The organism is Stenotrophomonas sp. MYb57 (assembly GCF_002966815.1).
Lineage (GTDB): Bacteria > Pseudomonadota > Gammaproteobacteria > Xanthomonadales > Xanthomonadaceae > Stenotrophomonas > Stenotrophomonas indicatrix.
In genome coordinates this window covers 2,008,053-2,022,207 of record NZ_CP023271.1, presented here as the reverse complement: position 1 = coordinate 2,022,207, position 14,155 = coordinate 2,008,053, and the positions used below count along the sequence as shown (strand labels likewise).

At 65.7% G+C, this 14,155-nt stretch carries 12 protein-coding genes; 3 read left to right on the top strand and 9 right to left on the bottom strand.

The window, feature by feature from the left end; genetic code table 11:
* Position 1 precedes the first annotated feature (1 nt).
* From bamB to ndk, 6 genes are all read right to left on the bottom strand, one after another.
* Positions 2–1,210 carry an outer membrane protein assembly factor BamB gene (gene bamB, locus CLM74_RS09390; RefSeq protein WP_099842328.1) on the bottom strand — a complete coding sequence of 403 codons (1,209 nt, stop codon included), beginning with the start codon at positions 1,208–1,210 and terminating at the stop codon, positions 2–4.
* On the bottom strand, positions 1,210–1,848 hold the full coding sequence (locus CLM74_RS09385; RefSeq protein WP_025874997.1) for a tetratricopeptide repeat protein: 639 nt from the start codon (positions 1,846–1,848) through the stop codon (positions 1,210–1,212). The genes bamB and CLM74_RS09385 overlap by 1 nt, the downstream gene beginning before the upstream one ends.
* 64 nt (positions 1,849–1,912) lie before the next feature.
* On the bottom strand, positions 1,913–2,773 hold the full coding sequence (locus CLM74_RS09380) for a RodZ domain-containing protein (protein ID WP_025874999.1): 861 nt from the start codon (positions 2,771–2,773) through the stop codon (positions 1,913–1,915).
* 18 nt (positions 2,774–2,791) lie between these two features.
* A complete protein-coding gene (locus CLM74_RS09375; protein ID WP_105163905.1) occupies positions 2,792–3,580 on the bottom strand; it encodes a tetratricopeptide repeat protein in 789 nt (262 codons plus the stop codon).
* Positions 3,567–4,772: a 23S rRNA (adenine(2503)-C(2))-methyltransferase RlmN gene (gene rlmN, locus CLM74_RS09370; protein ID WP_032977561.1), complete on the bottom strand. Its 1,206-nt coding sequence runs from the start codon at positions 4,770–4,772 to the stop codon at positions 3,567–3,569. Before rlmN ends, CLM74_RS09375 begins: the two co-directional genes overlap by 14 nt.
* Positions 4,773–4,782: 10 nt before the next feature.
* Complete coding sequence (gene ndk / locus CLM74_RS09365; RefSeq protein WP_008265389.1) at positions 4,783–5,208, bottom strand: nucleoside-diphosphate kinase; 426 nt, start codon at positions 5,206–5,208, stop codon at positions 4,783–4,785.
* Between the two features lie 363 nt (positions 5,209–5,571).
* Between ndk and CLM74_RS09360 the strand changes: the two genes are divergently transcribed.
* The 3 genes from CLM74_RS09360 to CLM74_RS09350 all read left to right on the top strand — a co-directional run bounded on the left by CLM74_RS09360 (position 5,572) and on the right by CLM74_RS09350 (position 9,917).
* The gene (locus CLM74_RS09360; RefSeq protein WP_105163904.1) at positions 5,572–6,240 is read left to right on the top strand and encodes a TetR family transcriptional regulator; all 669 of its coding nucleotides are present in this window, start codon (positions 5,572–5,574) and stop codon (positions 6,238–6,240) included.
* Positions 6,241–6,266: 26 nt separating this feature from the next.
* Complete coding sequence (locus CLM74_RS09355; protein ID WP_049466160.1) at positions 6,267–8,639, top strand: 3-hydroxyacyl-CoA dehydrogenase/enoyl-CoA hydratase family protein; 2,373 nt, start codon at positions 6,267–6,269, stop codon at positions 8,637–8,639.
* Between the two features lie 69 nt (positions 8,640–8,708).
* Positions 8,709–9,917 (top strand): acetyl-CoA C-acyltransferase, encoded by a 1,209-nt coding sequence (locus CLM74_RS09350; RefSeq protein WP_032977565.1) that lies wholly within the window; start codon positions 8,709–8,711, stop codon positions 9,915–9,917.
* A 453-nt stretch (positions 9,918–10,370) separates the two neighbouring features.
* Here CLM74_RS09350 and galU read toward each other — a convergent pair whose 3' ends face one another.
* Genes galU through CLM74_RS09335 form a run of 3 tightly spaced genes read right to left on the bottom strand, consistent with a single transcriptional unit; the run spans position 10,371 to position 14,152 of the window.
* A complete protein-coding gene (galU, locus tag CLM74_RS09345; protein WP_025875017.1) occupies positions 10,371–11,249 on the bottom strand; it encodes a UTP--glucose-1-phosphate uridylyltransferase GalU in 879 nt (292 codons plus the stop codon).
* Entirely contained in the window at positions 11,246–13,159 is a 1,914-nt protein-coding gene (locus CLM74_RS09340) for a nucleoside-diphosphate sugar epimerase/dehydratase (RefSeq protein WP_162292037.1), read from the bottom strand. The genes galU and CLM74_RS09340 overlap by 4 nt, the downstream gene beginning before the upstream one ends.
* A 15-nt stretch (positions 13,160–13,174) precedes the next feature.
* On the bottom strand, positions 13,175–14,152 hold the full coding sequence (locus CLM74_RS09335) for a glycosyltransferase family 4 protein (protein ID WP_105163903.1): 978 nt from the start codon (positions 14,150–14,152) through the stop codon (positions 13,175–13,177).
* Positions 14,153–14,155: the final 3 nt, after the last annotated feature.

Sequence of the window (14,155 nt, the reverse complement as noted above, 5' to 3'; positions counted from 1 at the left end):
ATTAATTTGCCAACCGGAATGCGGTCAGCTTGCCATCAACGTTCTGCACCAGCAGCACTCCATCGACGACGATTGGCTGGGCCAGAAGCGCATCACCGCCGCTTTTCGCCCGCGCCGCCATCGCGCCATCGGAGGCCTGCAGCCAATGCAGGTATCCCTTGTAGTCACCGACCACCACGTAGTCGCCGTGCAGCGCCGGACCGGTCAGCGAGCGCCGGGCCAGTGCGGTCTGCGACCACATCGCCGCGCCGCTGGCCTTGTCCAGGCCGAACACGCCGCCCTTGTTGTCGGTAACGAAAACATTGCCCGAAGACACCGCCACACCGCCGGCACCGCCGTGGTCACGCGCCCACATCGGGCGACCAGTCGGGCCTTCGATGGCCATGGTCTGGTTCTTGAAGCTGCTCACGAACAGCGTATTGCCGTCGAGCACCGGGGCGCCATCGACGTCGGCCATGCGGTCCAGCTCGGTACGGCCTTCGCCGGTACCCACGTTCTGGTCCCACAGCGTGCGGCCGTCCTGCATGGCCAGCGCAGACACGCTGCCCTCGTCCTTGCCGATGAACAGCACGCCCGGACCGGCCACCACCGGCGCGTTGCCACGCACGGTCAGCGCCGGCAGCTCGCTGGGGTTGAACCACTTCTGGGTGCCGTTGCCAGCATCGAACGCGGTGACGCGACCGTCATTGCTGCGCACGAAGACCATGCCCTGGGCAATGGCCGGCGCGGCGATCACTTCGTTGGGCACGCGTGCGCGCCACTTCTCGCTGCCATCGTTGATGTCCAGCGCGATCACCTGGCCATCGAGGGTACCGATGACCACCAGGTTCTCGCCGACGCCCGGACCACCGGACAGCCGCAGCTTGGCCTTCTTCTTTTCCTTCTTCGGCTCCCAGGTCCAGACCTTCTTGCCGGTCTGCAGGTCGATGGCGTGCACGCCACCGGTGATCGCCGCGGCGAACACGTGGCCATTGGCCACCGCCGGGCCCTGGCGTACGCCGATGCGGCGCTCGCCCTTGCCCAGGTTGACCGACCAGGCCTTGTTGACCTTCAGGGTCGGCTCGAACTTCACCAGTTCCGCCGGTTCCTGTGCCTTCTTCGCTGCTGCGTCCTTGCCGGCGAACCAGCCCTTCATGGTGCTGCAACCGGACAGCGCCATACCAAGCAGGAGTACGGTGGCGACGCGCGTGATCATGACCTTCTGACTCATCAAACCGACTCCGCAGGGGCGGCGACGGTGCCGCCGGCGTCCATAACCTTGGTTTCCAGCAGTCGCCGCTGCGGCGCTGCCACGTCCAGCGTCTTCAGCGCCTTCTCATACTGTTCGCGGGCCGCGTCACGCTTGCCCTGCGCCATCAGCGCATCGCCATGGATTTCCAGGCTGCTGCTGTCGGTGGCGCTGCCCAGCAGCTTGATCGCTTCATCGCCCTTGCCGGTAGCCACCAGCAGGCGTGCCACGCGCTGGTCGACCACGCGCTGCAGGTCGCCTTCGACCTTCACCGCGCGCAGGGTGGCCAGCGCCTCTTCATTCTTGCCGGCATCGACCTGGGCCTTGGCCAGCTGCAGCGCAGCCAGGTCGCCGTAGATGCTGGACGGGCCAGCCTCCAGCGCCTTGACCGCCTTCGCAGCGTCGTCGAGCTTGTTCTGCTGCAGGCCCACCAAGGCCTTCTGGTACTCGACATTGGCCGAGGCCAGCTTGCCGCCCTGATCCTTCTGGTACCACTGCCAGCCGGCAATGGCACCGATGGCGATGACTACGCCACCGAGGATGCTGGCACCATTCTTCCGCAGCCAGCTGCGGACGCGTTCACTTTGTTCGTGCTCGTCGAGCAGGTCGTCGATCGCCATGCGTACTCTCGCCCCGCCCATCGGGAGGGACCATTGGGATTATCGAAGGTGGTGAAACCGCGCCTCAGTGTGAAACCGGGACAACGGAGCCTTCAGAGGATACCTGAAAGCGTGCCACGTTGGCTCGCTGATAGGGCGTCAGATCGACGATAGCGCCATTCTGCTGAACCTGGACCGCCGAGGCGTTGCCCAAGGTGACCCGGGCCACCTGGCCGGGGGTGAAGCTGCGGGTCTCGCCCGCCTTGATCAACGCCTTCTCGACGCTGCCGCCATCCGGACCGGCGATATCGACCCAGCTGTCGCCACTGAACTGCATGTCCAGGTTGGCGGCAGCAGCCGGCGCAGCGCGTGGCACCGGGGCCAGCGAGGCAACGTAGGGGGTAGCAGTCGGCTTGGTGACAGGCGCGGCCGCCACCTCGGCGGGCGCCGCGGCGGCGGACCCGGGACCGGCCGGGGTAACCGGTACGGCGGCCGGGATCACATCCAGCGAGGCGGTGTTCGGCGAAGGTGCGGTGCCATCGAAGTGACCGCGGGTGGCGAACCAGACCGGGACCGCCAGCACGGCGGTAATACCGACATACAGCGCACGGCGGCCGAGATTCTCGGCGATCCGGCGCGCACGCGGGGTATGGGTGTGGCTGACCAGGGTGGGCGGAACCACCGGGCCGACCTGGGCCTGTTCCAGCAGTTCGCTGACGTCGACACCGAGCAGGCGGGCATAGCTGCGCAGCTGGCCGCGCACGAACACCGGCGCGCCGAGCTTCTGCCACTGCTCCTGCTCGAGCGACTTGACCACTTGAACCGGCATGCGCAGGCGCTGGCCGACGTCTTCAAGGGTCAGTCCGGCGGCCTCGCGGGCCTGGCGCAGGCGGGTGCCGCAGCCGGCCACAGTCTCGAGATCGCTCACAGTCTGGTCATCAATCACAATGCATCAACCCTGGAGTTAGGAGCCCGCGTCCTGCGGAAATTCCTGTCGAATCCGCTGAAGATAGCGATCAGATGCTGCCTGATCACCCAGTCGCGCCTCGATTTCAGACGCAAGTTGTAACACGGAACGCGTGGCCGGTGCAGCCGCAATCCTACGTTCGGCGAAGGCCCGGGCTTCCATGAACTGGCCGCGACGGAAGCTCAGCTGGGCCATCGCCTCCAGCGCGACCGGGTTGCCAGGTACGTGGGAAAGGGAGGCGCGCAGGTCGCGTTCGGCACGTTCAAGCTGGCCAGCGTCCAGCGCGCATCCACCAGCATTGGCCAGGGCAGCGGCGGGCGTGGCGTAGTCCGGGGCAGTCAGGGCACGATCGAACCAGACCAGCGATTCGGCCGAGTGGCCGTGCTGGCACAACCATGCCGCGTAATTATTGAGAACGTCACCGCGTTGCGGTGCCAGCTCTGCAGCGCGGCGGAAGCCATCCCCCGCCTGCTGCTCGCGCCCCCTGCGATCTTCCACACCGGCCAGCAACATCACCGCGTCCACACCATTGGGCTGCAGCTTCAACGCGCGGCGCACCTTGCGCTCGGCCTCGTCCAAGTTGCCCACCTGCATGTCGCGGGCAGCCAGCGCCAGCAGGTCCTCGTAGTGGAACTTCTGGCGCACGCCCGGCGCATCGCGGACGCTGTGGATCGGCGCGACCCCGCCCGGGCCGATCGGAATCTCACTGGTGGTCGTGCAACCGCCCGCTGCCAATGCCAGCGCGCCTGCGAACAGGGCCACCGGCAGGCGGTCAGGCCGCGGCATCGCTCCCCTTCCCCGCCTGCAGCGTCTTGTTGAACTCGGCCTGGCGGCGCGTGCGATCCATCACCTGGCCCTTGAGCTGGCCACAGGCGGCGTCGATATCGTCGCCACGGGTGCGGCGCACCATGGTCAGCACGTTGCTGTCGAGCAGGATCTTCTGGAAGGCGCGGATATGCGCTTCTTCGGAACGCTCGTAGCGGGTACCCGGGAACGGGTTGAACGGGATCAGGTTGACCTTGCCCGAGTCCCTGGCCTGCACGGCGTTGTCGAACTGGTGCATCAGCCGCGCCAACTGGCGGGCGTGCTCGGGCTGGTCGTTGATGCCCTTCATCAGGGTGTATTCGAAGGTGACCGATTCGCGGCGCTTGTTGGCGCGCAGGTAGCGTGCGCACGAAGCCATCAGCTCGGCGATCGGGTACTTCTTGTTGAGCGGCACGAGGGTCTCGCGCAGCTCGTCGTTCGGCGCATGCAGCGACACCGCCAGCGACACGTCGCTTTCCGTGGACAGGCGGTCGATCTGCGGCACCAGGCCGGAGGTCGACAGGGTCACGCGCTTGTTGGCCAGGCCGTAGCCCAGATCGTCGCGCATCACGCTCATGGCACGCACGACGTTGTCGAAATTCATCAACGGCTCGCCCATGCCCATCATCACCACGTTGGTGAGGCGGCGCATCTGGTGCGGCACGTTGCCCAGGTGGCGCGCCGCGATCCACACCTGGCCGATGATCTCGGCGGTGGTCAGGTTGCGGTTGAAGCCCTGGGTGGCGGTGGAGCAGAACGTGCAGTTCAGGCCACAACCGACCTGCGAGGACACGCACAGCGTGCCGCGGGTCTTGTCGGGGATGTACACGGTCTCGATGGCATTCTTGCCATCCACGCCCATCGCCAGCAGCCACTTGTGGGTGCCGTCGGCGGAGGGCTTGTCGAAGATGATGTTCGGGACGAGGACCTCGGCATGCTCCTGCAGCTTGGCGCGCAGAACCTTGCCGAGGTCGGTCATCTCATCGAACTCGGTGACGTAGCGATGGTGGATCCACTTCATCACCTGATGGGCGCGGAACTTCTTCTCGCCGAGAACCTCGACGAAAAACTTCTCCAGGCCCGCGCGATCGAGGTCGAGCAGGTTCTGCTTGCCAGCCGTGGGTGCCGACTTCGGCAGCGGCTGGATGGCGATTTTCTGTACGACCTCGTTCACGGCATTACTCTCAGCGCGAGACGACTTCGGTGGCGGCGAAGAAGTACGCGATTTCAATCGCGGCATTCTCGACCGAGTCCGAGCCGTGGGCGGCATTGGCATCGATGGATTCGGCGAAGTCGGCGCGGATGGTGCCCGCAGCGGCTTCCTTCGGGTTGGTGGCGCCCAGCAGGTCGCGGTGGGCCAGGACGGCGTTCTCGCCTTCCAGGGCCTGGATCATCACCGGGCCGGAGATCATGAACTCCACCAGTGCGTTGAAGAACGGACGCTCGCGGTGCACGGCGTAGAAGCCTTCGGCTTCACGACGCGACAGCTGCTTGTACTTGGCGGCCACGACCTTCAGGCCGGCCTTTTCGAAGCGGGCGTAGATTTCGCCGATGACGTTCTTGGCAACGGCGTCCGGCTTGATGATCGAAAGGGTGCGCTCCAGCGCCATGGGATGTCTCCAATGGAATCGGGCCGCTGATGGCCCGAAGGGTAACAAAAAAAAAGCCGCGTCGAAACGCGGGCTTAGCCTGATAAACGTGCGCGGATTGTAAAAGATAAAGCGGCAGGGTGGTAGTGCCGACGCTGGCCGGCATTGGGCGCAGGGGTCGGATCCCCGCAGGGGCTCTGACCCCATTACGGGGCCAGCACCGGGGTCGGAGCCCCAGGGGGGGATCCGACCCCAGCCAGCACCCCATTCACCCACCTGAGCGGATTCTGACCAGCCCGGACATTTTTGCTGCACTGCAAAATGCCATACGGTACCGTCTGGTTCTAGTATCAAACAATCGTTTGATTAAGGTCCGCCCGCCCGATGGCCAAGCCCGCCCACTTCTCGACCAAGGACCGGATCCTCGGCGCCGCCGAGGAGCTGTTCGCCCAGCACGGCTTTGCCGGCACCTCGCTGCGCCAGGTCACCAGCCAGGCAGACGTCAACATCGCTGCGGTCAACTACCACTTCGGCTCCAAGGAAAACCTGGTCAACGAGGTGTTCCGCCGCCGCATGGACGAGATGACCGGCGCCCGCCTGGCCCAGCTCGAGCGTGCCCGCAACGAACACCCCGGCCAACTGCGGCCGGTGCTCGCCGCCTTCGTCGAGCCGGCCCTGGCGCTGGCCCAGGACCGTCAGAACGGCGGTGCCTTCGTCCGCGTGATCGCCCGTGCCTACGCTGAAAAGAACGACAACCTGCGCAAGTTCCTGTCCGACCACTACGGCCACGTGCTGCGTGAGTTCGGCAAGGCGATCGCCACCTGCGTGCCCGGCCTGAGCAAGGAAGAGCTCTATTGGCGCCTGGATTTCCTCGCTGGCTCGCTGACCTATGCCATGGCCGATTTCGGGCTGATCAAGCGACCTGCCGGTGTCACCGAAACGGCGCATCGTACCCATGCCGCCCATGAACTGATCCATTTCGCCGAGGCCGGATTCCGTGCCGCCGCCCGCAGCGGCAGCGCCCTGCCCGCCTCCATTGATTCCACCCAGTAACTGCTGACCAACAAAGGCCCTACACCATGTCCAATTCCCTGCTAGTCCGCCGCGCCGCCGTGCTGGGTGCCGGCGTCATGGGTGCCCAGATCGCCGCCCACCTCACCAATGCCGGCGTCGACACCGTGCTGTTCGACCTGCCTGCCAAGGAAGGTCCGGCCGATGGCATCGTGCTGAAGTCGATCGCCAACCTCGGCAAGCTGAGCCCGGCGCCGCTGGCCAGCAAGTCGCTGGCCGAAGCCATCACCCCGGCCAACTACGAGACCGGCCTGGAACAGCTGAAGGACTGCGACCTGATCATCGAGGCCATCGCCGAACGCATGGACTGGAAGCAGGACCTGTACAAGAAGATCGCCCCGTTCGTGGCCGACCACGCCGTGCTGGCCTCCAACACCTCGGGCCTGGGCATCAACAAGCTGGCCGACGTGCTGCCCGAACAGCTGCGCCACCGCTTCTGCGGCGTGCATTTCTTCAACCCGCCGCGCTACATGCACCTGGCCGAGCTGATCCCGGCCACCACCACCGACGCCAGCGTGCTGGAAGGCCTGGAAGCGTTCCTGGTCACCACCCTGGGCAAGGGCGTGGTGTACGCCAAGGACACCCCGAACTTCATCGGCAACCGCATCGGCGTGTTCTCGATCCTGTCCACCATCCACCACACCCAGGAATTCGGCCTCGGCTTCGACGAAGTGGACGGCCTGACCGGCCCGCTGGTCGGCCGCCCGAAGTCGGCCACCTACCGCACCTCCGACGTGGTCGGCCTGGACACCATGGCCCACGTCATCAAGACCATGGGCGATACCCTGCCCAACGACCCGTGGCATGAGTTCTTCAAGTCGCCGAAGTGGCTGGATGCGCTGATTGCCAAGGGCGCACTGGGCCAGAAGACCGGCGCCGGCATCTTCCGCAAGGTCGGCAAGGACATCGTGGTGCTGGACCTGGAAAAGCAGGACTACCGTCCGGCTGACCGCGCCGCTGCGCCGGAAGTGGTCGAGATCCTGAAGATCAAGAACCCGGCCGAGAAGTTCGCCAAGCTGCGCGAGAGCCAGCACCCGCAGGCGCAGTTCCTGTGGGCGACCTTCCGCGACCTGTTCCACTACAGCGCCTACCACCTGGCCGACATCGCCGAGACCGCGCGCGACGTCGATCTGGCCATCCGCTGGGGCTACGGCTGGTCGCTGGGCCCGTTCGAAACCTGGCAGGCTGCCGGCTGGAAGCAGGTCGCGCAGTGGATTGCCGATGACATCGTCGCCGGCAAGAGCATGAGCAACGCGCCGCTGCCGGATTGGGTATTTGACGGCCGGGATGGCGTTCATGCCGCCGAGGGCAGCTACAGCCCGTCGCGCAACGCCAAGCTGCCGCGTTCGTCGCTGCCGGTATACCAGCGCCAGCGCTTCCCCGATCCGCTGCTGGGCGAGAAGTTCGCGCCGGGCGAGACTGTGTTCGAGAACGACGGCCTGCGCATGTGGCACGACGGCGATGGCATCGCCGTAGTCAGCTTCAAGACCAAGATGAACACCGTGTCCGACCACGTGCTGGATGGTCTGCAGGAATGCGTCACCCGCGCCGAGAAGGATTTCCAGGGCCTGGTGATCTGGCAGCAGAAGGAGCCCTTCTCCGCCGGTGCCGACCTGGCTGGCGCCCTCGGCCTGCTGCAGGCCGGCAAGGTCGACCAGTTCGAAGCGATGGTGCACAACTTCCAGCGCACCAGCCAGCGCATCAAGTACTCGCTGGTGCCGGTGGTGGCTGCCGTGCGCGGCCTGGCACTGGGTGGCGGCTGCGAGTTCCAGATGCACAGCGCCAAGACCGTGGCCTTCCTGGAAAGCTACATCGGCCTGGTCGAGGCCGGCGTCGGCCTGCTGCCAGCCGGTGGCGGCCTGAAGGAACTGGCGGTGCGTGCCTCGCAGGCCGCTGGCCCGGGCGGTGACGTGTTCGCCGAACTGAAGAAGACCTTCGAGACCGTGGCGATGGCCAAGGTGTCCAACTCGGCGGTCAACGCCCAGGAACTGGGCCTGCTGCGCAGCACCGACAAGGTGGTGTTCAACAGCTACGAGGCCCTGTACATCGCCAAGGCCGAAGCACGCGCCCTGGCCGAAGCGGGCTACCGTCCGCCGCTGCCGGCACGCCGTATCCAGGTGGCCGGCGACGTCGGCATCGCCACCTTCAAGATGATGCTGGTCAACATGCTGGAAGGCCGCTTCATCAGCCCGTACGACTACGAGATCGCCGAGCGCATCGCCACCGTGCTGTGCGGCGGCAAGGTCGACCGCGGCACCCTGGTCGACGAAGAGTGGCTGCTGACCCTGGAGCGCAAGCACTTCGTCGAACTGGCCCAGCAGGAAAAGACCCAGGCCCGCATCGCGCACATGCTCAAGACCGGCAAGCCGCTGCGGAACTGACGGAAGACATCGGTAGTGCCGGCCGCTGGCCGGCAACCTCTTCCAACCCCTATTCAAGAGATCACTGCAATGACCAAGCAAATCCAGGACGCCTACATCGTCGCCGCCACCCGCACCCCGGTTGGCAAGGCGCCCAAGGGCATGTTCCGCAACACCCGCCCCGACGACATGCTCGCCCACGTGCTGCGCAGCGTCGTGGCGCAGGCGCCGGGCGTGGACGTCAACCGCATCGATGACGCGATCATCGGCTGCGCGATGCCCGAAGCCGAGCAGGGCATGAACGTAGCCCGCATCGGCGTGCTGCTGGCCGGCCTGCCGAACACCATTGCCGCGCAGACTGTGAACCGCTTCTGCTCCTCCGGCCTGCAGGCCGTGGCGCAGGCGGCCGACGCGATCCGCCTTGGCAACGCCGACCTGATGCTGGCCGGCGGCACCGAATCGATGTCGATGGTGCCGATGATGGGCAACAAGATCGCGATGGCCCCGAGCGTGTTCGACAACGACCATGTCGCCATCGCCTACGGCATGGGCATCACCGCCGAGAAGGTCGCTGAAGAGTGGAAGGTCTCGCGCGAAGAACAGGACGCGTTCGCCCTGGCCTCGCACCAGAAGGCCATGGCCGCCATTCAGAATGGTGACTTCAAGGACGAGATCAGCCCGTACGAGATCGTCTCGCACCAGCCCGATCTGGCCGACGGCAAGCGCATCATCACCCGCAACAAGGTGGCCGACACCGACGAAGGCCCGCGTCCGGATTCCTCCGCTGAAGGCCTGGCCAAGCTGCGCCCGGTGTTCCGCAACGGCCAGTTCGGCGGCACCGTCACTGCCGGCAACTCCTCGCAGATGAGCGATGGCGCCGGCGCGGTACTGCTGGCGTCGGAACAGGCGATCAAGGATTACGGCCTGACCCCGCTGGCCCGCTTCGTCAGCTTCTCGGTGGCCGGCGTGCGCCCGGAAGTGATGGGCATCGGCCCGATCGCCGCGATTCCGAAGGCGCTGAAGCAGGCCGGCCTGAGCCAGGACCAGCTGGACTGGATCGAGCTCAACGAAGCCTTCGCCGCGCAGTCGCTGGCCGTGATCCGCGATTGCGGCCTGGACCCGAGCAAGGTCAATCCGCTGGGCGGCGCGATTGCGCTGGGCCATCCGCTGGGTGCGACCGGCGCGATCCGTACCGCGACCCTGCTGCACGGCCTGCGCCGTCGCCAGCAGAAGTACGGCATGGTGACGATGTGCATCGGCACCGGCATGGGTGCGGCGGGCATTTTCGAGGCGCTGTAAGGTTCAAGGCGTTGCCTCGTTGGGCTTCAAGGCGTGGGCCGGGTTGGCAGGGCTGCCCGGGACACGCCGTGAACCCATCCATGGGGGCTCGATGGCGCCATCCATGGCGCCAACGGTCCCGGGCAGCCCTGCCAACCCGGCCCTTCCAGCCTCCCCGCGGCGGAAGGATGAGAAGAGGCAAGAGCAGTAGATCCACGCCATGCGTGGATGCTCCGGAAACGAAAAAGGCAGCCATCGGCTGCCTTTTTCGTTTCCGCCCTGCTCTTGATTCCGCCCTTCCCGTCCGCGCCCGCAGGAAACTGTCGAGAGGCGTGGGCAGGCCGCTGCAGGACCGTTGGCGCCATGGATGGCGCCATCGAGCCCCCAAGGATGGGTTTACGGCGTGTCCTGCAGCGGCCTGCCTGCGCCTCCCCCAGCTATGCAGGAAGGCGCTGCCGGAGCGCTTGAAAACCCTTACTCCGCCAGCATCGCCGCCAGCTTCTCGCGCGCCGGGCCGGCCAGCTTCGGGTTGTCCAGCGCGAAGCGGATCGTCGCCTCGACCAGCCCCAGGTGGGTGCCGCAGTCGAAACGGGTGCCCTCGAAACGATAGGCATCGACCTCGTCGGTCTTCAGCAGTTCGGCGATCGCATCGGTCAGCTGGATCTCGCCACCGGCACCGGTGCGGGTCTGCTCGAGCAGCTCGAAAATCTTCGGGCTCAACACGTAGCGCCCCACCACTGCCAGGTCACTCGGTGCGTCTTCCGGCTTGGGCTTCTCCACGATCTGCGAGATACGCCCCTTGCGGCCGTCGAACGCCTCGGTGGCGACGATGCCGTAACTGGCCGTCTTGTCGTGGGGCACGTCCTCCACGGCGATGACGCTGGCACCACTGGCCTCGTTGAGGTCGGCCATCTGCTTCAGCGCACCCGCGCCGCGGTTCCAGATCAGATCGTCGGGCAGCAGCACGGCGAACGGCTCGTCACCGATGACCGCCTTGGCGCACAGCACCGCATGGCCCAGGCCCAGAGCCTCGGCCTGGGTGACGAAGATCGCGCGCACGCCTTCCGGCAGCACATGGCGGATCAATTCGAGCTGCTCGTGCTTGCCCGCGCGCTCGAGCTTCTGCTCCAGCTCGTAGGCCTTGTCGAAATAGTCGGCGACGGCGTGCTTGTAACGGTTGGTGATGAACACCAGGGTGTCACAGCCTGCTTCGATCGCCTCATCCACGGCGTACTGGATCAGCGGCCGATCGATGATCGGCAGCATCTCCTTCGGCACCGTCTTGGTCGCCGGAAGAAAACGCGTGCCCAGACCCGCTACCGGGAATACCGCCTTGCGAATGCGCTTGCTCATTGGTGCCTGTTGGCCTCACGTGCCGGAAAGGGCACAACCTTAGCGGATGAAATGTAAGCATCCTGTTCGATTGGCGAGAATTCCGGCATGGTCGCAAACAGGATTTCCTGGATCGTATCGATGTCGTACCGGGCAATGGCCTCGCGCAGCTTCGGCACGTTGCCCAGCACGATGTCCCGCGAGAACGAACGGACGCCGGCCTCGAGGATCTTCGGGTGCGCGGTCGGCCGGTAGTCCTCGTCGGAATAGAACAGCGTCTCGTGCAGCTTCTCGCCCTGGCGCAGGCCGGTATAGATGATCGGAATTTCCTTGTAGGGCTGCTTGCCCGCCAGGCGGATCATCTGCTCGGCCAACACCCGGATCGGCACAGGCTCGCCCATGTCCAGGGTGTAGATCGCGCCGTGGGACGCCGACGCGGCCGCCTGCAGGATCAGCTGGCACGCCTCGGGAATGGTCATGAAATAGCGGCTGACCTCCGGGTCTGTCACCGTGACCGGGCCGCCCTTGAGGATCTGCTCGCGGAACAGCGGCACCACGCTGCCGGCCGACGCCAGCACGTTGCCGAAACGCACGGTCACGAAACGGGTGTGCGTGGACTTCTGGTCCAGGCTCTGGCAGATCATCTCCGCATAGCGCTTGCTGGCGCCCAGCGCATTGACCGGGTCCACCGCCTTGTCGGTCGAGATGAACACAAAGTGCTCGACGTGGGCTTCCAGGCAGGCGCGGGCCACGTTCTCGGTGGCCAGGATGTTGTTGCGCACGGCTTCACGCAGCTGACGCTCCAGCACCGGCACGTGCTTGTAGGCAGCCGCATGGAAAGCGGTGTCGACCGGGTGCAGCGACAGCGCGTGGCGGATCACCGCGGGATCGCCACAGTCACCGAGCACCGCTTCAATCTCGACATCGGGGAAGCTGCGGCGCAGCTCGCCCTCGATGGTCAACAGCAGCAGCTCACTGATCTCCAGCAGCACGATACGACCGGCACCATGGCGCGCACACTGGCGGCACAGCTCGGACCCGATCGAGCCACCGGCACCGGTCACCATCACCGTGCGCCCGCCCAACCAGCCACGGATGAGGTTCCAGTCCGGCATGATCGGCTTGCGGCCGAGCAGATCTTCGATCGCCACTTCCTTCAACTGGCCCGGCAGCGACTGCCCCTGCAGGATGTCGCTGAGCTTGGGCACGGTCCGGAACGGAATGCCGGTGCTCTCGCAGATGGCCACCACGCGCTGCATGCCCACCGCATCCAGTGAGGGCATGGCGATCACCAGCAGCTTGGCTGCGGTCTCGCGGGCCACCGCCGGTGCGTCGTCCAGGGTCCCCAGGATCGGCAGGCTCTGCAGCTTGGCGCCACGCAGGTGCGGCGCATCATCGAGCAGGCCGACCGGCTCGAAATTGCCGGACCGGCGCAGGTCGCGCACCAGGGTCTCGGCGGCCTGGCCGGCGCCGAGAATCAGCACTCGGCGCGCGGTGGAGTCGGACTGCAGCGACTGATAGTCCTTCCACGCCCGGTACAGCAGGCGTGGCGCGCCCAGCAGCGCCGACAGCGCGAACGGATAGATCACCAGCACCGACATCGGCACGCCGTCGAAGCGCTTCCAGGCCAGTACCAGAACAATGGCGATCAGGCCGATGAAGCTGGCCTTGAAGATGTTCAGCAGGTCGCTGACGCTGGCAAAACGCCACAGGCCGCGATAGAGGCCGATACGCCAGAACACCAGTCCCTGCAGCGCCAGTACCAGCGTCGTATCCACGTTCCACAACGGCAATGCGGGAGCATCGGCGAGGATCGAGTAACGACCTGCATGCAACAGCTGCCAACAGGCCCATACCATGAACAAGTCGTGGCAGACGATGGCCGTACGCGGCATCAGGCCGAGGATTCTGTCCCGCCAGGGTGAAGACATAGATCGAGTAATTCCTTATCGGTGGCGCAATCCATTGCGCAGGAGGAGCCACAGCAGGGTCAGCGCGGCAAACCACGCGACCGCTACGGCAGCCTCCCACCTCGGCTGCAAATTGGTGCAGATATTGAACACTGTAATACTGAACAGGCCCAAAACAAAGTACATCCCTGTCACCAGGGCATGGCTGGCTCCTGCCTGCACCGCGCGCTGGTAGACATGCTGGGTGTGGGGTTCCATCCAGCGTTGGCCTGAAAGCATGCGCGCCAACAGCGTGAAGCCCGCGTCCACAAGAAATGCAGACAACGGCAGCAACAGCAGGATCCAGTTGATGTCGGTGTGCAGTGCGGCGACCGCCAGCACGACGGCCACGGCGTAGCCCAGCGCGCCACTGCCCACATCACCCATGAAGATCCGCGCCTGCGGGAAATTGAACGGCAGAAAACCCACGCACGCCAGGCCGAGAACAACGGCCACCAGCGAATAAGGCCACGGCAGCACGGTGGCAAAGCCCAGCGCAACGATGACGGCCTGGCTGCTGGCAATCCCGTTGATGCCATCCATGAAGTTCCAGATGTTGATCAGCGAGGCGGTGAAGAACAGCACCAGCAGGCTCAACAGCCAGCTGCCGCCGTGCATCTTGACCAGCCCTGCCAGCAAGGCAGCGGCGAGGAAATGCACCAGCAAACGGCGCATGGCTGGCAGCGGCCGATGGTCATCCCACCAGCCGATGCCGGCAACCAGCAGCAGGCCAAGGCTGGCAACAGCCAGGCTGGGCGCGGCGTCCGGCCAGAAAAAAGCGGCCACGGCCGCAGCAACCAGCAGACTGATCACGATGGCGATGCCACCACCGCGAGGAGTTGCGACACTGTGGCTGCGGCGCTCGCCGGGCTGATCCAGCAGCTGCCTGCGCAGCGCATACACACGCGCCGCCCAGGTCAACCCCGCGCTGAGCAGGGCCAGGCCCAGCAGCGCGGCCATCACAAGCCACGGCATGGT

Excerpts from the sequence above, each read along its gene's own strand:
- bamB (WP_099842328.1), bottom strand. The coding sequence starts at position 1,210 with ATGAGTCAGAAGGTCATGATCACGCGCGTCGCCACCGTACTCCTGCTT.
- CLM74_RS09385 (WP_025874997.1), bottom strand. The coding sequence starts at position 1,848 with ATGGCGATCGACGACCTGCTCGACGAGCACGAACAAAGTGAACGCGTC.
- CLM74_RS09360 (WP_105163904.1), top strand. The coding sequence starts at position 5,572 with ATGGCCAAGCCCGCCCACTTCTCGACCAAGGACCGGATCCTCGGCGCC.
- ndk (WP_008265389.1), bottom strand. The coding sequence starts at position 5,208 with ATGGCGCTGGAGCGCACCCTTTCGATCATCAAGCCGGACGCCGTTGCC.
- CLM74_RS09335 (WP_105163903.1), bottom strand. The coding sequence starts at position 14,152 with ATGCCGTGGCTTGTGATGGCCGCGCTGCTGGGCCTGGCCCTGCTCAGC.
- CLM74_RS09340 (WP_162292037.1), bottom strand. The coding sequence starts at position 13,159 with ATGTCTTCACCCTGGCGGGACAGAATCCTCGGCCTGATGCCGCGTACG.
- galU (WP_025875017.1), bottom strand. The coding sequence starts at position 11,249 with ATGAGCAAGCGCATTCGCAAGGCGGTATTCCCGGTAGCGGGTCTGGGC.
- CLM74_RS09375 (WP_105163905.1), bottom strand. The coding sequence starts at position 3,580 with ATGCCGCGGCCTGACCGCCTGCCGGTGGCCCTGTTCGCAGGCGCGCTG.
- CLM74_RS09350 (WP_032977565.1), top strand. The coding sequence starts at position 8,709 with ATGACCAAGCAAATCCAGGACGCCTACATCGTCGCCGCCACCCGCACC.
- CLM74_RS09355 (WP_049466160.1), top strand. The coding sequence starts at position 6,267 with ATGTCCAATTCCCTGCTAGTCCGCCGCGCCGCCGTGCTGGGTGCCGGC.